The following is a 19,332-nucleotide window of genomic DNA, read 5'->3' as shown; positions in this document are numbered from 1 at the left end:
AGTGTGGCTTGATTCTAGAACACGATTTTGCCGGTCGACTGAACTTTTCACTGCACATCGAGCGTAAGTCGGATTGCGCTTTGGCAGTTGTCTTTATTCAACAAGGTTGTACGCTTTTCTTGGGCTCTAGAAACTAAGCAACTTCCTCAGGTCCGCTAGTGCAGCGGTTTATTACGCAACTAACGCTTTATATCGAATACCTATAAGGCGTTTAAGGAGCGACCATGACGACTCGACGCAAGGTACCCGGTGTACGTAACTACGATGGCCCCGCAGGCGGCTGGGGAGCGCTCAAGGCGACGGCGACGGCGGTGCGCGAGCAGATGGACACGCTCAAGGCGCCGCTCACGCTGATGCGCACCAACCAGCCGGACGGTTTCGACTGCCCGGGGTGCGCCTGGCCCGACAAGGAGCACAAATCGACCTTCCAGTTCTGCGAGAACGGCGCCAAGGCCGTGACCTGGGAGGCGACCAACAAGCGGGTGCCCCCCGAGTTCTTCGCCAATCACCCGGTGGCCACGCTGCTGCACCGCACCGATTACGAGCTGGAAGACCTCGGACGGCTGACCCACCCGATGGTTTACGACCACGCCAGCGGCACCTACAAGCCGGTGGAGTGGGAGCACGCCTTCGCCCGCATCGGCGAGATTCTTCGTGGCCTGGAACCGAACCAGGTCGAGTTCTACACCTCCGGGCGCGCCTCCAACGAAGCCGCCTACCTGTACCAGCTGTTCGCCCGGGCGCTGGGCACCAACAACTTCCCCGATTGCTCGAACATGTGTCACGAGCCCACCAGCGTGGGCTTGCCACGCTCGATCGGCATGGGCAAGGGCTCGGTGTCGCTGGACGATTTCGAGTCGTGCGAGCTGGTGATTTCCATCGGCCACAACCCGGGCACCAATCACCCGCGGATGATGGGTACCTTGCATGAGGTGTCGCGGCGCAAAGTGCCGATCATGGTCCTCAACCCGCTGCGCGAACGGGCGCTGGAGCGCTTCGCCGACCCGCAGGACATGATCGAGATGGCCACCTACGGCTCCACCCGGATCGCCTCGACCTACCTGCAGGTCAAGGCCGGTGGCGATGCGGCGGCGATCAAAGGGGTGATGAAGTCGCTGCTGGAGATGGAGGACGCGCTCGGTCAGGTGCTCGACTTCGAGTTCATCGCCCAGCACACCAATGGCTTTGATGCGCTCAAGGCCGACCTGTTGGCCACGCAATGGCCTGATATCGAACACGCCAGCGGCTTGACCAAGGCCGAGATGGAGAAGGTCGCCGCAGCTTACGCCAAGTCCAACGCGACCATCGTCACCTACGGCATGGGTATCACCCAGCACAACGAAGGCACCGCCAACGTGCGGCTGATCTGCGACTTGTTGATGCTGCGCGGTAATATCGGCAAGCCCGGTGCCGGCATCTGTCCGCTGCGCGGGCACTCCAATGTGCAGGGCAACCGCACCGTCGGCATCACCGAGAAGCCCTCGGCCGATTTCCTCAACAAGATCGAGCAAGTGCTTGGTTTCAAGCCACCGGCAGAGCATGGGCACGATTCGGTGCAGGCCATGCAGGCGATGATCGCCGGCACCTCCAAGGCGCTCATCTGCCTGGGCGGCAACTTCGCCGTGGCGCTGCCCGACCCCGGCCAGTGCTTCCCGGCCATGGGCAAGCTCGACCTGAGCGTGCACATCGGCACCAAGCTCAACCGTACCCACCTGTTGGTGGGCAAGGAAACCTACCTGTTCCCGTGCCTGGGACGCACCGAGCTGGACGTGCAGAACGGCGAGCGGCAGGCGATCACCGTCGAGGACTCGATGTCGATGGTGCATGCCTCGGCGGGCAAGCTGACCCCAGCATCGGAGTTCCTGCGCTCGGAGCCGGCGATCGTCGCCGGCATGGCCAACGCGACCTTGCCGGACAGCCCGGTGCCTTGGCTGGAGCTGGGTGCCGACTACGACAAGATTCGCGACCTGATCGAGAAGACCTTGCCGGGCTTCGATGACTACAACGCGCGCATCCGCGTGCCGGGCGGTTTCCGCATGCCGCTGCCGGCCACCGAGCGGGTGTGGCTGACGCCTTCGGGCAAGGCCGAGTTCTTTGTGTTCCCGGGCTTGCACGAAGACAAGGAAGTCGATGGCGACGATGTACTGCGCCTGATCACCTTGCGCAGCCATGACCAGTACAACACCACCATCTACGCCATGGACGATCGCTACCGCGGTGTGTTCGGCCGTCGCGACGTGCTGTTCATGAACCCCGCCGACCTGCAGGCGCGCGGCCTGGCCCACGGCGACCTGGTGGATATCGAGACGGTGACCCAGGGGCGCAAGATGCGCTACGAGCGGATCACAGCCATCGAGTACAAGATCTCGCCCGGCTCGGTGGGGGCCTATTACCCTGAGGCCAACCAGTTGGTGCCGCTGGACTACATCGACGTGGACAGCGGCACGCCGTCCTACAAGTCGGTACCGGTGCGGGTGATGCGTTCGGAGCTTAACTGAGGGGAGGGTGGTTGCATCCTGCATCCACTTGCACAGTGTGGGAGCGGTCCGACAAACCTGCTCCCACAGCGACCGCGCCGACCTCGGGGCATGCACTACACCTGTGGGAGCGGGCTTGTCGGACCGCCGCACCGCCGCGAAGCAAGCGCTGCAGTGCCTGGCACCGGCTATGCCGGTGTTCGCGGCTGAAGCCGCTCCCACAGGGACCGCGCTAGCTTTAGCAGGTGAGCAAGACAGTTGCTCCCACAAGGATCGCGCCGACCTCAGGGCATGCACCACACCTGTGGGAGCGGGTTTATCGGGGCGCCGAACCGCCGCGAAGCAAGCGACGCGGTGCCTGGCACCGGCTATGCCGGTGTTCGCGGCTGAAGCCGCTCCCACAGGGATCGCGCAAGCTTCTGAAATTTGAGCAAGAGAGTTGCTCCCTCAGGCCTTGAACCATGCACTTCTTTTGTGGGAGCCAGCTTGCTGGTTCCTACAATCCTCAAGCCGTGCGCGCCTGCTTGAATGTTTCCCTGAAGTGCTCCAGCGCCTGGCGGAACTCCGCCTGCCGTGGCTTGAAGCGCGCCGTCGGCACGACCACCGTCACCGCATGAGGGCCCATGAAGGTCGGCAGCAGGATGCTCATCGCGCTGACCCCCGGGGTGTGCTCCTCGACATCCACCGCGATGCCCTCGCGACGAATCTCCGGCATTTGCGCGAGCACGCCGCACAGGTCGAGCGTATTGGCGGTCAACCGCTCTGGGTGCGGGGTGATCCAGCGGCCGATTTCTTCGTCGCTCAAGGTGGAGAGCAACACCTTGCCATCCGAGGTGGCGTGCATCGGCAAGGAGCGGCCCAGGGCGACCACCACGCGCAGTTCGTGCTCGCCGATGGCGCGCACGATGACCGTGCTCTGCTGCCCGCGAATGCACGACAGCGCCACGGTCTCCCCCAGCGTCGCGCTCAGTTGCTCGAGGGATTCGCGGACGATGGAAATGATGTCGCCATGGGCATGGTGGATCAATTGGTGCAGCCCCGGCCCCAGGCGATAGCCGCTGCCCGGCAAGGCTTCCACCAGGTCCTCGACTTCCAGCGCGCCGATGATGCGTTGCACGGTCGAGCGCGGCAACCCCACCGCCTGGGCGATGGCGGCCAGGCTCAGGCCCTGGGGCTGCGCCGCCAAGGTGCGCATGACCGCGCTGGCCCGGGCGATGACCTGGATCCCGCCGCTGCGCTGTTCTTCCGCTGCGTTGTCTTTTTCAACACTCATCACATTCCTCGAAAACGGCCTTGCCACGCGCCTTGCGGCGACCCGGGCAGTGTACAGGTTCGTCACCGGTCCGGCAGTGGCTGTTTATTTTTACCTGAGCTTGTGTATCATAATGCGATACATAGAATCGTAATGCGATACATGAAGTCTGCCAAATGGTTGCCCAGTGGTTGGAGAACAGCTCCAGAAGCAGGTGTTTGGCGCTGTCCCTTAGGAGAGAAGATGAAGATCAAAACCCTGCAGAGCCTCGGCGCCTTGGTGTCGGTGACGCTCCTGCTGTCGGCGTGCGAAAAGACTGAACAGACCGTGGCGGCGCCACCGCCAGAAGTCGGCGTGGTCGAACTCAAGGCCCAGGATGTGCTGCTCAGCAGCGACCTGCCGGGCCGCACCACGGCCTATCGCGTGGCCGAGGTCCGGCCCCAGGTCAGCGGGATCATCCAAAAGCGCCTGTTCACCGAAGGCACCGTGGTGCGCAAGGGGCAGCAGCTCTACCAGATCGATCCGGCGCTCTACCAGGCGACGGTCGAGAAGGCCGAGGCGAGCCGTGACACCGCGCGCAACCTGGCCCAGCGCTACCAGCGGCTGCTGGACACCAAGGCCATCAGCCGCCAGCAGTTCGACGATGCCCAGGCCAGCTGGAAGCAGGCCGAGGCCGAGCTGAAGACGGCCCGCATCAACCTGGAATACACCCGCGTGCTGGCACCGATCGACGGGCGCATCAGCCGTTCCAACGTCACCGAGGGCGCCTTGGTCAGTGCCCAGCAGAGCCTGGAACTGGCCTCGATCAACCAGCTCGACCCGATCTATGTGGACGTCACCCAGGCCTCCACCGAGGTCCTGCGGCTGCGTCGCGAACTCGATGCCGGGCACCTGACCATGGCCGGCCCGGGTCAGGTGAAGGTCGACCTGACGCTGGAAGACGGCACGCCCTATGCCCAGCAAGGTGCCCTGAAATTCTCCGAGGTCACCGTGGACTCGAGCACCGGCGCGGTGACCCTGCGGGCGCAGTTCCCCAACCCGGACGGCCTGCTGATGCCGGGCATGTTCGTCCACGGCACCTTGGCCGAAGGCGTGCGCCAGCAAGCGGTCCTGGTGCCGCAGCAAGGCGTCAGCCGTGACCTCAAGGGCGAGGCGACCGCCTGGGTGGTCGGCGAGGGCGACAAGGCCGAGCTGCGCCATATCAAGGCTACCCGCACGGTGGGCAACCAGTGGTTGGTCGAAGCGGGCCTGAAGGCCGGCGAGCGGGTGATCACCGAGGGTGTGCAGCGCGTGCGCCCAGGCATTGCCCTCAAGCCCGTGCCCGCCAACAACGTCGCGCCCGTGCAGTCCATCGTCAGCGCCAAGTAACAGCGCAGCCCCGGCATCGCCGTCACTACCCGGTATATCCCCATGTCTTCGTTTTTCATCAACAGGCCCATCTTTGCCTGGGTGGTCGCCATCGTGATCATGTTGGCCGGTGTCTTCAGCATCATGAAGCTCCCGATCAACCAGTACCCCAACATCGCCGCCCCCGCGGTGAGCATCACCGTCAGCTATCCCGGTGCCTCGGCGCAGACCGTGCAGGACACCGTGGTGCAGGTGATCGAACAGCAACTGAACAACCTCGATGGCTTGCGCTACATCTCTGCTGAAAGCAACAGCGATGGCAGCATGAGTATCATCGTCACCTTCGACCAGGGCACCGACGCGGACATCGCCCAGGTGCAGGTGCAGAACAAGCTGCAGCTGGCGACCCCGCTGCTGCCCGAGGAGGTGCAGCGCCAGGGCCTGCGCGTGGCCAAGTACCAGATCAACTTCATGCTGGTGGTCGGCCTGTACTCCGAAGACGGCAGCATGGACGACTTCGACATCGGTAACTACATCGTCTCCAACCTCAAGGACCCGATCACCCGGGTCAAGGGCGTGGGCGACTACCAGATGCTGGGCGCGCAGTACGCCATGCGGATCTGGACCGATCCGCAAAAACTGCTCAGCTACCAGCTGACGCCCCAGGATGTGATCGACGCGGTCAAGTCGGAGAACGTCCAGGTCTCGTCCGGCTCGCTGGGCGGCCTGCCGACACACCAGGGCGTGCAGCTCAACGCCACCGTGCTGGGCATGTCGCGGATGAAGGCCGCCGACGAATTCCTCGAGATCCTGCTCAAGGTCAACCCGGACGGCTCGCAAGTACGCCTGAAGGACGTCGCCACCGTCGGCCTGGGCGCCGAGGACTTCTCCATCAGCGGCACCTACAATGGCAAGCCGGCCTCGGCCATCGCCCTGCGCCTGGCCACCGGCGCCAACCTGCTGGAAACCGTGCAGCGGGTGCGTGACACCGTCGACGAGCTGGCGCCGTTCCTGCCGCCGGGCTTGAAGGTCGCCTATCCGTACGACACCTCGCCGGCGGTGGGCGCCTCGATCCATGAGGTGGTCAAGACGCTGTTCGAAGGTATCGTCCTGGTGTTCCTGGTGATGTACCTGTTCATGCAGAACCTGCGCGCCACCCTGATCCCGACCCTGGCCGTGCCGGTGGTGCTGCTGGGCACCTTCGGCGTGCTGGCGGCGTTCGGCTTCACCATCAACATCCTGACCATGTTCGGCATGGTCCTGGCCATCGGCCTGCTGGTGGACGACGCCATCGTCGTGGTGGAAAACGTCGAACGGGTGATGGTCGAGGACAAACTCTCGCCACGCGAAGCCACGCGCAAGTCCATGGGCCAGATCCAGGGGGCGCTGGTGGGTATCGCCATGGTGCTGTCGGCGGTGTTCGTGCCGATGGCGTTCTTCGGCGGCGCGACCGGTATCATCTATCGCCAGTTCTCCATCACCATCGTCTCGGCGATGGCGCTGTCGGTGCTGGTGGCAATGATCTTCACCCCGGCCCTGTGCGCGACCCTGCTCAAGCCGATCGGGCATGATCACCACGACAAGAAAGGCTTCTTCGGCTGGTTCAACCGTACCTTCGAGCGCAATGCCGATCGCTACAAGGTCGGCGTGCTCGGCATCGCCAAGCGCAAGGTGTTGTTCCTGGGCATCTATGGGCTGATCGTGGTCGCCCTGTGCTGGCTGTTCCCGAAGATCCCGACCTCGTTCCTGCCGCCCGAGGACCAGGGCACCCTGTTCGTCCAGGTGCAGATGCCCACCAACACCAGCGCCGAGCGTACCCAGGTGGTGCTCAACGAGATCCGTGACTACCTGCTCGAGGACGAGCGCGGGGTGGTGGCGAGCGCCTATACGGTGAACGGCTTCAACTTCGCCGGCCGTGGCCAGAGTTCGGGGATGCTGTTCGTCAGCCTCAAGCGCTGGGAAGCGCGCAGCGACCCGCGTGGCAGCGAAATCTTCGCCCTGGGACAGCGCCTGCAAGCGCGTGGCGCACAGATCAAGGACGGCATCGTGATCGCCATCGTGCCACCGGCCATCCTGGAGATGGGCAACGCCATGGGCTTCGACTTCTACCTCCAGGACCGCGCGGGCCTGGGCCACGAGAAGCTGATCGAGGCGCGCAACCAGTTCCTGCAGATGGCCGCCGCCGATCCGGTGCTGGCCAACGTGCGCCCCAATGGCTTGAACGACGAACCGCAGTACCAGATCGTCATCGACAAGGAAAAAGCCCGTGCGCTGCAGGTGAGCATCGCCGATATCAACAGCACCATGAGCACCGCCTGGGGCTCGTCGTATGTCAACGACTTCATCGACCGTGGTCGGGTGAAGAAGGTCTACGTGCAGGGTGAGATCAGCGCGCGCATCGCGCCGGAAGACTTCGACAAGTGGTACGTGCGCAACGCCAAGGGCGAGATGGTCAAGTTCTCTTCCTTCGCCAATGGCTACTGGACCTACGGTTCGCCGAAGCTCGAGCGTTTCAACGGCGTCTCGGCGGTTGAGATCCAGGGCGAGCCCGCGCCGGGCTACAGCTCGGGTGATGCCATGCAGGCGGTGGCGCGCATCGTCGCCAAGCTGCCCGACGGGATCGGCCTGCAGTACACCGGCATGTCCTTCGAGGAGCGCTTGTCCGGCTCCCAGGCACCGGCGTTGTATGTGGTCTCGGTATTGATTGTGTTCCTTTGCCTGGCGGCCCTCTACGAGAGCTGGTCGGTGCCGTTGGCGGTGATCATGGTGGTGCCGCTGGGCGTCATCGGCGCGGTGCTGGCGACCCTCGGCCGTGGCTTGGAAAATGACGTGTTTTTCCAGGTTGGCCTGTTGACCACCGTGGGCTTGTCGGCGAAAAACGCCATCCTGATCGTCGAGTTCGCCAAGGCGTTGCACGAGCAGGGCATGCCGTTGCTGCAAGCGGCGGGGGAAGCGGCGCGCCAGCGTCTGCGCCCGATCATCATGACCTCCCTGGCCTTCGTGCTCGGGGTCCTGCCCCTGGCGATCTCCACCGGCCCGGGCTCGGGCAGCCAGCACTCGATCGGCACCGGCGTGGTCGGCGGCATGTTGACCGCGACCTTCCTGGCGGTGTTCTTCGTCCCGCTGTTCTTCGTGGTGATCACCAACCTGTTCACCCGCAAGGCTCGCCAAGCAGATGCCCAAGCCCAAGGAGAGCAAGCATGAACCACGGCACCCTGAAAACCGCCCTGGCCCTGGCCGTCGGGCTGCTGGGCGGTTGTTCGTTGATCCCGGACTACCAGCGCCCGACGGCGCCGGTGGCCGACAGCTGGTCCAGCGCACCCGTCGACGCGCAGGCGCTGCTGCCCTGGGGGCGTTTCTTCAAGGACGAGCAGCTCAAGGGCCTGATCGGCGAAGCGCTGGCCAACAACCGCGACCTGCGGGTGGCGTTGCTCAATATTGAAAAGGCGAAGGCACAGTACCGCATCCAGCGCGCTGACTTGCTGCCGACAGTCGATGCCAGTGTGTCCGGCACCCACCAGCGAACCCCGGCGGACCTGTCCACCACTGGGCGTAAGCAAACCACCCACAGCTATGAAGCTGGGGTCGGTTTCACCTCCTACGAGCTGGACTTTTTCGGCCGCGTGCGAAGTCTCAGCCAGGAGGCGCTGGAAGAGTACCTGCAAACGGTCGAAGCACAGCGCAGTACGCAGATATCCCTGGTTGCCGAGGTCGCCAATGCCTATTACCAGCTGCAGGCAGACCTGCAGTCGCTGGCGTTGAGCGACCAGACCCTGGAGAGCCAGCACCAGAGCTACCTGACAACTCGCAGCAGCTATCAGGAGGATGTGGTATCTGAGCTCGACCTCAGCCAGGCCGAGAGCACCGTGCGTTCCGCCCAGGCCAGCCAGGCGCAGTACCAGCGCCTGGTGGAGCAGGACCGCAATGCCCTGGTGCTGCTGGTCGGCAAGCCGCTGACGGCCGAGCAGATGGCGCCTTCGGCGTCGGCGGCGCTGGCGCTGGACGCCGCCTTACCGGCGGGCCTGCCGTCCCAGGTCCTCAGCCAGCGCCCGGACATCCTCGCCGCGGAGCATGCGCTCAAGGCCGCCAACGCCAATGTCGGCGCCGCCCGTGCGGCGTTCTTCCCGAGCATCAGCCTGACTGCCTCGGCAGGTTCGGCCAGCGGTCAACTGGGCGAACTGTTCGCCGGTGGGCAGGGGGCCTGGAGCTTCGTGCCTTCGATCAACGTGCCGATCTTCAACTGGGGGCGCAATCAGGCCAACCTCGACGTGGCCAAGGTGCAGACGTCGATCGAGGTGGCCAACTACCAGAAGGCCATCCAGGAGGCGTTCCGCGAGGTGGCCGACGGCCTGGTCGCGCGCGGCAAGCTGGACAGCCAGGTGACCGCCCAGCAATTGCTGGTCAAGGCCAACGATCGCAGTTACGACCTGGCCCGGCAGCGTTACGAGACGGGCGTCGATACCTACCTGAATAGCCTGGATGCCCAGCGCAACCTGTTTGCCTCGCAGCAGGAGCTGGTCGGCACCCAACTGGCGCGCAGCCAGAACCTGATCGCCCTGTACAAGGCGCTGGGAGGTGGCAGCGAATGAGACGGCCAGGGAGGGCCTTGCGATGAGACGCACCAAGCTCGAGATGGAGCGGACCCGCCAGCGCTTGCTGGACGCCGCCGAACGGGTGTTCAGCGAGCAGGGCTATGCCACCGCGAAGCTGGAGCAGATCGCCGACGCCGCGGGCTTGAGCCGCGGCTCGATCTACTGGCATTTCAAAGGCAAGCCCGAGTTGCTGGATGCGGTGATCGACCGCGCTTGGTTCCCCTGGGACCAGCTGGCGGTCGACCAGACGGAGCTGGAGCGGCTGCCGAGCATCGCGGAGATGGCCGGGGTGCTGGGGCAGGGCATCCAGCGCACCCTGTGCGAGCCACGGCTGCGCAGGAGTGCGTTGATCCTGTTGCAGGGGCGTGAATTGCGCAGTGTCAGCGAGCGTGTGTTGCAGCGCTTGCAGGGCATGCAACAGCGTATCTGCCGGCATGTGGCCATGGTGCTCGAACCGTCGCGGGTGACCGGGCCGTTGTCTGGCGACAGCGGTATCTTGGCCCGGGCGGTCGGCGCGTTCATCCTCGGGGTGATCAGCGAGGCCTTGATGCTTGGTTGGCCAGGTGAGCAGGGGCGGATCGGGCAAGATGTCGAGCGCGTGGTCCTGGCCATGCTCATGCCGGTGGTGGCAGCAACGTGAGTCTGGCCAGGCAGCGCCATCGACCGACGGCCGATGGCGCTGCCTGGCGGGTCAGGGCCGGCGCCAGCCCTCGAAGCCGTCGAGCAGCACGGCCAGCCCCGCGTCGAACGTGGCCGTGCTGCTGATCGCGGTAAAGTGCGTGCCCAGGAACGAGGCGCCTGGGTACTGCTGGGCCGACCGTGCCAGGTAACCGCCGATGAAGTCGCCATGCAGTTGCGGGGCCTGGTGGTTTTCTTTTTCCGCCGCGACCACCGAGATGAACAGCAGCAGGTGATAGGCCATGGCCGCGAATGGCTGCGCTATCGCCGCTCGTTCGAGGATGCGGCCGATGTGGTCGAAGTAGGCCAGGCCGTAGTCGACCTCGCCGGGTTCCACCCGCTGGAACAGCCGGAACTTGTTTTCGGTGAGGATGTACGTGGCCAGCCCGGGCCAGCGTTCCAGGGTGGCCAGCGACGCCTGGGCGAAGGCTTCGAGGTTTTGCCCAGGTCGCCGAGACGGGCAGCCTTTCCCGCGCGGCAGAGCGCCTGGGTATGTCCAGCGCGGCGGCCAGCCGTTGCCTGAACATGCTGGAGGAGCGCCTGGCCGTGCGCTTGGTGGAGCGCACGACACGACGTTTGTGGCTTACCGATGCTGGCCTGGAGTACCACAAGCGTTGCGTCGCGCTGCTGACCGAGCTGGCCGAGGCAGACGCCGCGGCCACGGCGGCCAGCATCAAGCCCAAGGGGACCTTGCGGGTCACCTCGTCCGTCTCCTTCGCCATGATGCATATCGCCCCGGGCTTGCCAGAATTTCGCAAGCGCTACCCGGATTTATCGGTGCAGATCATCACCGCGAACAGGTACCCCGATTTCATCGAAGCAGGTATCGATATCGCCATTCGCACCCGCGAGCACGAAGGCGACTCGGGGATTACCGTGCGCCGGTTGGCACAAACCCGGCGCGTCCTGGCGGCCTCGCCGGCCTACCTGTGCGAACACGGCCAGCCGAGCGCGCCCAGCGACCTGCTCCAGCACCAGTTGATCGTCTACAACCTGGCCAACGACCCGTATGTACTGAACTTCCACCGGGGCGCGCAGACGCAGGCCGTCAACATCACCAGTGTGCTTGATGCGAACGAAGGCCAGGTCATCCGCGCGGCGGCGCTCGCCGGCCTGGGCATCCTCATCCAGCCGCTCTACATCGTCCATGACGACATCGTCTCCGGCCGCCTGGTCCCGGTGCTGTCAGATTGGCAACTGCCGCCGCTGACCATCAACCTGGCCTTTCAGAGCCGGCGTCACCAGCCAGCGAAGATCCGCGTGTTCACCGAATTCCTGCTGGAGCGGTTCGAGCGGCTCGACCTGGCGAAGAAGTGGGCGGCCCTGGAGTGACGGTACTTGCATCCCTGTGGCGGTTGCCTGGCATTACGCGGGCATTGCAGCGGGGCATCCGCCATCGCGGCGGCAACCGCACTCACTAGCCAGCCTGGCAATGCCTCCAGGCCTGTGCATGCCCTGAGTGACAGGCATCGAGCGTTGCCGAGCGGGCGGAAACATCTTGACACTTCTTTGACAAATTCCCGGCTAGATTCATGCCCACGGTCACGAAGACCGCTCATCCCATCTCCTGTCCGACTATCGATGTAAGGAGTGCGTTCGATGTCCGAGGGCAAGCGTAACCTGTTCCCCGAGGTCAGCACCGCGCGGCTGGTCCTGCTGTTTGCATTGGCCCTGGTGCTGTTCTACAACTTCTCAACCTGGCGGGCGCTGAACGGCCTGGTTCCCATGGAAGGTCCGTGGGGCATGGCATTCTTCGGCTCTTTTGCGTTGTTCCTATGGGCGGCCTTCACCCTGCTGCTGACCTTGGTGTCCTTCCGCCCATTGCTCAAGCCGGCCTTGACCCTGGTGGCGCTGGTCTCGGCGGCGGCGGCGTATTTCATGAACACCTACGGTGTGGTGATCGACACCGTGATGGTGCAGAACATCATCGAGACCAACCCCATGGAGGCCGCCGCGCTGTTCAGCGCGCGCCTGGTCGGCTATTTGCTGGTACTGGGGGTGTTGCCGGCGGCGATCATCTGGCTGACGCCGGTGCGCTACAGCCCGTTCCTGCGTGGCCTGCTGAACAAGGTGCTGGTGATCGCCGGCTGCCTGCTGGTGGTGGCCGTCTGCGTGGGGGCGTTCTACTCCACCTACGCGCCGGTGTTCCGCCAGGAAGAGAAGGTGACCCACTTCATCAACCCGACCAACTACATCTATGCCGTGAGCAAGTTCACCAAGCAGCGCCTGGGCATCAAGGAAAACCTGGTGGTGCAGCCCATCGGCGAGGACGCGCTGATGCCGCGTAAGGTGAACGCCGACGGCAAGAAGTCACTGATGATCCTGGTGGTCGGCGAAACCGCCCGGGCCGATCATTTCGCCCTCAACGGCTATGCCCGCGATACCAACCCGGAGTTGAGCAAGCTCGACATCCTCAACTTCGCCAACGTCAGCTCCTGCGGCACATCCACGGCGGTGTCGGTGCCTTGCATGTTTTCCAAGTTCCCCCGCGAGGACTACAGCGACAAGAAGGGCAAGACCTACCAGAGCCTGCTGGACATCCTTCAGCGTGTCGGCGTGTCGGTGCTCTGGCTGGACAACAACAGCGACTGCAAGGGCACCTGCCTGCGCGTGCCCAATCGCGATATTCCCAAGGACCAGCCCGGCCCGTTCTGCGACGGCGAGAACTGCCTGGACGAGGCTCTGCTGCAAGACCTGCAGGCGTATATCGACAAGCAGCAGGACAACGCCCTGATCGTGTTGCATGCCGACGGCAGCCATGGCCCGGAATACTACGATCGTTACCCGAAAAGCATGGAGCGCTTCACCCCGGTCTGCCACACCAACCAGTTGGGCAGTTGCAGCAACGAGGAACTGGTCAACGTCTATGACAACACCATCCTCTACACCGACTTCTTCCTGTCCAAGGTAGTGGCATTGCTCAAGCACAACGAAGCGCGCTTCGACACCACGATGCTCTACGTTTCCGATCATGGCGAGTCACTGGGCGAGAACGGTGTGTACCTGCACGCCGCGCCCTATGCCATTGCACCGAAAGCGCAGACCCACGTGCCCATGGTGATGTGGTTCGGCAATGGTGCGCTGGACGGCATGGGCGTGGATCGCGGTTGCCTGGCACAGCAGGCCGGCACTGCCGAGCTGAGCCATGACAATCTGTTCCATTCGGTGCTGGGCCTGTATGGCGTGCACACCAGTCTGTACCAGCCAGCGCTGGATATCTTCCACGGTTGCAAGCGCAAGATGACCGTCGCCCAGTAGAGCGGGGGCATAAGAACGGTTGCTCGCGACAGGATGTGGGTGCACCGTGCAGGGCGGCACGGGCTCCGCCCGTGTTCGCGGGCAAGCCCGCTCCCACAGGGATCCCGCTAGCTTTAGCAGTTGAGCAAGACAGTTGCTCCCACAGGTACCGCGCCGACCTCAGGACTTGCACGACACCTGTGGGAGCGGGCTTGTCGGACCGCCGAACCGTCGCGAAGCAGGCGACGTGTTATCAGACACCACATGGGCTTGATTAGACACCGGTTGTCACTGGGCTCCGTTGCCCGCATCGTCTTCCGCCTGGCGCCGACCGGCTTGCGTCAGCCGCCAGCGCATCAGCTCATCGGCGCCAGGCCCTGCCTCGATGGCAATGTCCTGCGCAGCCACCGGTTCCCCCGTTTGCTGATCGAAAAAGCCCCAGCCCACGTTGGCGCCGGTTTCGCGGTTGACGAACGTCAGCGGCGCAGCGCTGGCCCCAGCGACGCCCAGGCGATCGCCGATCTGCGCCAGCACCAGCATCATCGGCGCGAGTTGCCGACCTTGCGCGGTCAGCAGGTACTCGAAGCGTTCCGGGTTCACCTGGTAGCGCCGCCGTTCCACCAGATCATGGCCTTCCAGGTGTTTGAGCCGGTCGCTGAGGGTGGCGTTGGTCACGCCGGAGGAGCGGCGAAAGTCATCGTATCGACGGATCCCCAGCACTAGGTCGCGCAGGATCAGTAGCCCCCAACGATCACCGATAGCGGCCATGACACCGGCGATCGGACACACCATTCCATCAAAACCTTTCGAGCGCATGAATCATTCCTCACCTGCACCGAGGTCGTCCCCGGGTGAGTCTGATTATAAGAGCGTGGTCGCGGCGTGTAGAAGAACAGATTGCGCAATCGACAAAGTGACTCCTATTATAAGAGTAACTGCTTTCGAGTGGTGATCACGACCCATGCCACCCAGCATGCGTCGCTTTCCTGCCCATCGATCCGTTCACTCAACACCGAGGAAACCACGATGTCCGCTTACTCCACCTCCAGGATTTTTGTCATCGGCGGCACGGGGGCCCAGGGCCTTTCGGTCATCAGCGGCCTGGTCGCCGACAAGAAGTACGCCGTGCGAGCCTTGAGCCGCGACCCACAGTCGCGACGCGCCAAGGCACTGCTCGCGCTGGGTAACGTGTCCATCGTCAAAGGAACGTTCGCCGACGAAGCGGTGCTGCGCGAGGGCTTTCGCGGCTGCGATGGCGCCTATGTCAATCTCGATGGGTTCAACACCGGGGAGAAGACCGAGGTCTACTGGGCCATGCGCTGCTACGAGATCGCCATTGAAGAAGGGGTCAGGTTCTTCGTGTATGGCAACCTCGACTACGCGCTGAAAAAGGCGGGCTACGACTCGGCGTTCCGTACTGGCCACTATGACGGCAAGGGCCGGGTCGGCGAGTGGATTCTGTTCCAGAATGCGTTCAACCAGGCGCGCATGGGCGCGGCGGTGTTCACCACGGGGCCGTACATGGAGATGGCCGTTTCACCGATGACGCCGATGACGCCTTCCGTCGAGGCGGGTGTCGTTACCTGGCGCGTCCCGCTTGGCGCCGGCGCCGTACCCCATGTTGCGCTGGAGGACTGTGGCCACTATGTCCGCTGGTTGTTCGACCACCCTGAGCGGGCTAACGGCATGAACCTCGAGGTCGCCATCGAGCACGTCGGGTACCAGCAGCTGGCCGAGGCTTTCGCCCGGGTCACCGGCCATCCGGCGCGCTACATCGATACCGACCTGGACACCTACTGGCGTGGCCCGCTGCAGATGGCGGCTGGCTTGCCGGCCGGCTACAACGCCGATCCGAACGACAAGAGCACGATGAGCTTCCGGGACAATTTCACCGGGTTCTGGAATGTCTGGAAGCACAACATCATCCGGCGCGACTACGCCTTGCTCGATGAAATCCACCCGAACCGCATCAGCAGCGTGGAGGCATGGTTGACGCGCGCAGATCAACTGGGGCGCGAGCAGGGTAGGGGCAGTCTCTGGGAGCGCGTCCAGCCGGAGAACTGCTTCAAGTCGCCACCGCTGCTGAAGATGATCGAGGACGGACGCTCGGGCGCTCTGTAAGGCCGTGCTCGAAGTGCAAATGGGGTTTGTCAGCTTGGCTTGCCGTACGCCAGTGCGCTGGCTGAATTGACAAACGCCACGTTCCCAGCCACTGCCATTGACGGTGCTCCCGTGGAAAATCCAGCGATTGAATTCACTGATCGCCAACGCTGGCAGGTGCTGGCCAGGATCAACGCCTTGTCGGCGCTCTCGCAGATCGTGCAGATAGGCACCATCACGCCGCTGTTGTCGTTGTCGATGCAGCGAGCGGGCCATGAACCGCAAGTGATCGGGCTGGTGGTGAGTGCGTCCTGGTTGGCCATCGTGCTGCTGTATCGGGTGGTTCCGCGATTGCTGGTGCGGCTCGGCCTGCCCAGGGCGGTAATGATCAGTGCCGGCTTGACCCTGGCGGCCGTTCTCGGCATGTCCCTGACCTACGATCCGTTACTGCTCTTCGCGTTGAACTTCCTGCTCGGCGTCGGGCTGATTCTGCGTTGGATCGCCAGCGATACCTGGATCGTATTGGTCGCGCGCAGCAGCGAGAGAGGGCGCGCCATTGGCATTCATGAAACCCTGATGGGCCTGGGCATCGCCGTGGGCCCGCTGCTACTGGCGTTGCTCGGTGTCGACAATGCCCTGGCCTACTACGCCTGCGCGGTGCTTGTCGGTGTTTCGGGCGTCCTGGGCTGGACCCTGCGAGAGGCTGACGTAAGGCCCGCTGATCCTCGGCGCCATGCGCCACGGGGCGTGATCCGGCTGATTCCCCTGGCGCTATGCGCGGCTTTCATCGCCGGGTACAGCGAAACCAGCGCGGTGACCTTTCTGGCCAGCTACGCCTTGGCGGCCGGTTATCTGCTTGCCCTTGCCACGCTGCTGGTTTCGGCGTTCGGCATGGGGGGACGCTGCTGCAACTGCCCATTGGTTGGGTGGCGGATCGCCGTTCCTACAAGACCGCGCAGTTGATCTGCGCCGCTGTGCTGGTCGCTGGCGCGGCGCTGCTGCCACTTTGCGAGCCTTACCCTTGGCTCGCTGCGTTGACGGTGTTTTTCTGGGGAGGCGGCATCGGCGGCATGAATACCTTGGCGGTGATCGAGGCCGGTGATCGGGTTCATGAGCACCAGCTATCGACGGCCATGACCGCTATTGCCTTGTGTTACACCCTGGGCAGCATCGCAGGGCCGATCGCCACCGGCACGGTGATCAGCGCAATAGGTGAGCGCGGCCTAGCGGTGTGCGCGGGGGTGGCGGGGATGCTGTTTATCGGCGCGTTGCTGCTTGCGCGCTGGGTGCCCCGGGCGAAAGCACAGTTGACCAGGCCGGCGGATTGATAGGCGCCCATTGGCAAGCGGCCGGTGAGGTGGGTGAATACCGGAGGCACTTCTATAGGTATGCCTTATGGGTCTTATGTCTACCCAGGCAGTCTCTTCTAGACTGCCCGGGCCCGAGGGGGCGTCCTCGTAATCAAACATTGAAAAGTGAGCAAACATGACAACGAATCTGGTCGAGGCAGCGGCTTCGCTCCCGCACGCGTGGCGCTCGCGCATTCTGGGGCGTGTAGGGGATGCCAACCTGAAGATCATCCGCATGGATGTGCAGGGCATTCCCCATGAGGTGCACAGTGGCTTCGATGAGGCGCTTGTGCTGATCGACGGGCAGATGAGCCTGGAAATAGAGGGGGAGGTGATCGTCATGCGTGCGGGGGATTTTCATCTAGTCCCAGCCGGGAAACAGCACCGGGTCCTCGAAGGCAGCCAGGGGACGCTGTTGCTTGTGGATGGACAATGACCCAGAGCAGCTGGCGGCAGGTCAAACTTTGAAGGGTCAAGGTTTGGCAGTTGATCGGACAGCTATTTTTCCTGCCTGGAGAGCACCGATGCGATCAAGCTCGCGCTTGAGTTCGTCGCGGCCGAGGGTGTCGAAAGGAAGGGCGAAGAAGGCCTGGCAGCGCAGCTCGATGCAGGCCAGCGTGGCGCGGAAGGCAGCGTCGATCGCAGGCTCGTCACCTGCAACTTCTGAAGGATCTTCCAAGCCCCAGTGGGACCTCAGCGCTGGGCCGAAGTGGACCGGGCAGACTTCGCCTGCGGCCTTGTCGCAAACAGTGATGACGATGTCTGGCGGGTTGCCTTCGAAGGCGTCATTGCCTTTGCTGCTCAGGCCTTCGGTAGAGATACCGGCCTGCTGCAGGGTCGTGAGGCTGCGCGGCAGCACCTGGCCCTTGGGGAAACTACCGGAACTTACCGCCTCGAAGCCTTCCGGCGCCAGATGGTTGAACAGCGCTTGCGAGAGGATGCTGCGGCAACTGTTGGCCGTGCACATGAACAGGACTCGCATGGAAAGCTCCTACGTGGCGGATGTCACAGGCTCAGGCGTAGCGCCAGGGCCGAAAGGGTGATCAGCAGGACGGGCAGCGTCAGGAGGATGCCGACCTTGAAGTAGTAACCCCAGGTGATGCGCATGCCCTTGCGCTGCAGCACATGCAACCAGAGCAGCGTGGCGAGGCTGCCGATGGGCGTGATCTTCGGACCGAGGTCGCAGCCGATCACGTTGGCGTAGATCATCGCCTCGCGCACCAGTCCCTGCGCATCGCTCGCCTGGATCGACAGGGCGCCGAGCAGAACACTGGGCATGTTGTTCATGACCGAGGACAGCAGCGCCGAGATCAGGCCGGTGCCGATGGCGGCGCTCCACAAGCCTTGTTCGGCCAGACGGTTGAGCAAGTGGCTGAGGAAGTCCGTGAGACCGGCATTCTTCAGGCCGTACACCACCAGGTACATGCCGAGGGAGAAGATCACTACCTGCCAGGGAGCTTCACGCAGGACGCGCTGGGTGGAGATACGGTGCCCACGAGCGGCAACGACGAAGAGGATCGCCGCACAGACGGCAGCCAGAGCACTGATCGGGATACCCAGCGGCTCCAGGGTGAACAGGCCGACCAGCAATGCCAGCAGCGTCCACCGGCCGACGATGAAGGTGGCGCGGTCGTGGATCGCTGCGTTCGGCTCCTTTAGCGCATCAAGTGCGTAGTGCCTGGGAATATCGCGGCGCAAGAACAGAAACAGCACCAGCAGGGTAGCGGCGACGCTGGCGAGGTTCACCGGCACCATGACCGAAGCGTACTCGGCGAAGCCCAAGCCGAAGTAATCGGCCGAGACGATGTTCACCAGGTTCGAGACCACCAGCGGCAGGCTTGCGGTATCGGCGATGAAGCCGGCCGCCATGACGAAGGCCAGTGTTGCGGCGGGAGAGAAGCGCAGGGCGAGCAGCATCGACATGACAATGGGCGTGAGGATCAGCGCCGCGCCATCATTGGCGAACAATGCCGAAACTGCGGCGCCGAGCAGTATGCAGAAGGCAAACAGGCGGTAGCCGCTGCCCTTTGCCCAACGCGCCACGTGCAATGCGGCCCATTCGAAGAAGCCGGCCTCGTCCAGCAACAGGCTGATGATGATCACCGCGATGAAGGTGGCGGTAGCGTTCCAGACGATGGCCCATACGGTGGGGATGTCGTGCAGTGAAACCGCACCCACGGCAAGGGCGATGATCGCGCCCAGAGCAGCGCTCCAGCCGACACCGAGGCCTTTGGGTTGCCAGATGACCAGCAAGAGGGTGAAAACAAACACAGCAATGGCGACCAGCATCGGAAGTTCGC

The 19,332-nt window shown here is 63.8% G+C and carries 16 protein-coding genes and 1 pseudogene; 12 read left to right on the top strand and 5 right to left on the bottom strand.

Features of this window, described 5'->3' with window-relative positions:
• The first annotated feature begins 224 nt into the window (after positions 1-224).
• Complete coding sequence (locus tag HU772_RS13740) at positions 225-2,498, top strand: FdhF/YdeP family oxidoreductase (protein ID WP_186655101.1); 2,274 nt, start codon at positions 225-227, stop codon at positions 2,496-2,498.
• 484 nt (positions 2,499-2,982) lie between these two features.
• Here HU772_RS13740 and HU772_RS13735 read toward each other — a convergent pair whose 3' ends face one another.
• Complete coding sequence (locus tag HU772_RS13735) at positions 2,983-3,750, bottom strand: IclR family transcriptional regulator (protein WP_186655104.1); 768 nt, start codon at positions 3,748-3,750, stop codon at positions 2,983-2,985.
• A gap of 222 nt (positions 3,751-3,972) precedes the next feature.
• Here HU772_RS13735 and HU772_RS13730 point away from each other — a divergent pair, with 222 nt between their 5' ends.
• The 4 genes from HU772_RS13730 to HU772_RS13715 are packed head-to-tail and all read left to right on the top strand — an operon-like array spanning position 3,973 to position 10,308.
• Complete coding sequence (locus tag HU772_RS13730) at positions 3,973-5,097, top strand: efflux RND transporter periplasmic adaptor subunit (protein ID WP_186655106.1); 1,125 nt, start codon at positions 3,973-3,975, stop codon at positions 5,095-5,097.
• Between the two features lie 42 nt (positions 5,098-5,139).
• The gene (locus HU772_RS13725) at positions 5,140-8,280 is read left to right on the top strand and encodes an efflux RND transporter permease subunit (RefSeq protein WP_186655109.1); all 3,141 of its coding nucleotides are present in this window, start codon (positions 5,140-5,142) and stop codon (positions 8,278-8,280) included.
• Positions 8,277-9,665 (top strand): efflux transporter outer membrane subunit, encoded by a 1,389-nt coding sequence (locus HU772_RS13720; protein ID WP_186655111.1) that lies wholly within the window; start codon positions 8,277-8,279, stop codon positions 9,663-9,665. Before HU772_RS13725 ends, HU772_RS13720 begins: the two co-directional genes overlap by 4 nt.
• A 22-nt stretch (positions 9,666-9,687) precedes the next feature.
• Positions 9,688-10,308: a TetR family transcriptional regulator gene (locus HU772_RS13715; RefSeq protein ID WP_186655113.1), complete on the top strand. Its 621-nt coding sequence runs from the start codon at positions 9,688-9,690 to the stop codon at positions 10,306-10,308.
• A gap of 51 nt (positions 10,309-10,359) precedes the next feature.
• Here HU772_RS13715 and HU772_RS13710 read toward each other — a convergent pair whose 3' ends face one another.
• A complete protein-coding gene (locus tag HU772_RS13710) occupies positions 10,360-10,683 on the bottom strand; it encodes a hypothetical protein (RefSeq protein ID WP_186655115.1) in 324 nt (107 codons plus the stop codon).
• A gap of 146 nt (positions 10,684-10,829) precedes the next feature.
• Here HU772_RS13710 and HU772_RS25280 point away from each other — a divergent pair.
• The 3 genes and pseudogenes from HU772_RS25280 to HU772_RS13700 all read left to right on the top strand — a co-directional run.
• Positions 10,830-10,883: pseudogene (locus HU772_RS25280) on the top strand (hypothetical protein); the annotation flags it as partial.
• Complete coding sequence (locus HU772_RS13705) at positions 10,872-11,678, top strand: LysR family transcriptional regulator (RefSeq protein ID WP_437182439.1); 807 nt, start codon at positions 10,872-10,874, stop codon at positions 11,676-11,678. The pseudogene HU772_RS25280 and the gene HU772_RS13705, both read left to right, overlap by 12 nt.
• 267 nt (positions 11,679-11,945) lie before the next feature.
• Entirely contained in the window at positions 11,946-13,604 is a 1,659-nt protein-coding gene (locus HU772_RS13700) for a phosphoethanolamine transferase (RefSeq protein ID WP_186655118.1), read from the top strand.
• A gap of 267 nt (positions 13,605-13,871) precedes the next feature.
• Here HU772_RS13700 and HU772_RS13695 read toward each other — a convergent pair whose 3' ends face one another.
• Positions 13,872-14,399 carry a winged helix-turn-helix transcriptional regulator gene (locus tag HU772_RS13695; protein WP_186655120.1) on the bottom strand — a complete coding sequence of 176 codons (528 nt, stop codon included), beginning with the start codon at positions 14,397-14,399 and terminating at the stop codon, positions 13,872-13,874.
• Between the two features lie 210 nt (positions 14,400-14,609).
• On the opposite strand from HU772_RS13695, the gene HU772_RS13690 reads away from it, so the two are divergent.
• The 4 genes from HU772_RS13690 (at position 14,610) to HU772_RS13680 (ending at position 17,468) form a co-directional block, all read left to right on the top strand.
• A complete protein-coding gene (locus tag HU772_RS13690; RefSeq protein ID WP_186655122.1) occupies positions 14,610-15,704 on the top strand; it encodes an NmrA family NAD(P)-binding protein in 1,095 nt (364 codons plus the stop codon).
• Positions 15,705-15,743: 39 nt separating this feature from the next.
• A complete protein-coding gene (locus HU772_RS24980; RefSeq protein ID WP_225923018.1) occupies positions 15,744-16,646 on the top strand; it encodes an MFS transporter in 903 nt (300 codons plus the stop codon).
• A complete protein-coding gene (locus tag HU772_RS24975) occupies positions 16,610-17,011 on the top strand; it encodes an MFS transporter (RefSeq protein ID WP_264082535.1) in 402 nt (133 codons plus the stop codon). The genes HU772_RS24980 and HU772_RS24975 overlap by 37 nt, the downstream gene beginning before the upstream one ends.
• 157 nt (positions 17,012-17,168) lie before the next feature.
• A complete protein-coding gene (locus HU772_RS13680) occupies positions 17,169-17,468 on the top strand; it encodes a cupin domain-containing protein (protein WP_186655124.1) in 300 nt (99 codons plus the stop codon).
• 36 nt (positions 17,469-17,504) lie between these two features.
• Here the strand turns inward: HU772_RS13680 and HU772_RS13675 are convergent, their stop codons facing one another.
• Both HU772_RS13675 and HU772_RS13670 read right to left on the bottom strand, forming a co-directional pair.
• Positions 17,505-18,014, bottom strand: coding sequence for an arsenate reductase ArsC (locus HU772_RS13675; protein ID WP_186655127.1), 510 nt, complete (start codon positions 18,012-18,014; stop codon positions 17,505-17,507).
• A gap of 23 nt (positions 18,015-18,037) precedes the next feature.
• Entirely contained in the window at positions 18,038-19,321 is a 1,284-nt protein-coding gene (locus HU772_RS13670; RefSeq protein WP_186655130.1) for an arsenic transporter, read from the bottom strand.
• Positions 19,322-19,332: the final 11 nt, after the last annotated feature.

The organism is Pseudomonas xantholysinigenes (assembly GCF_014268885.2).
Taxonomy (GTDB): domain Bacteria; phylum Pseudomonadota; class Gammaproteobacteria; order Pseudomonadales; family Pseudomonadaceae; genus Aquipseudomonas; species Aquipseudomonas xantholysinigenes.
Note: the sequence above shows the minus strand (reverse complement) of the source record. Positions and strands in the feature narration are given on the sequence as shown.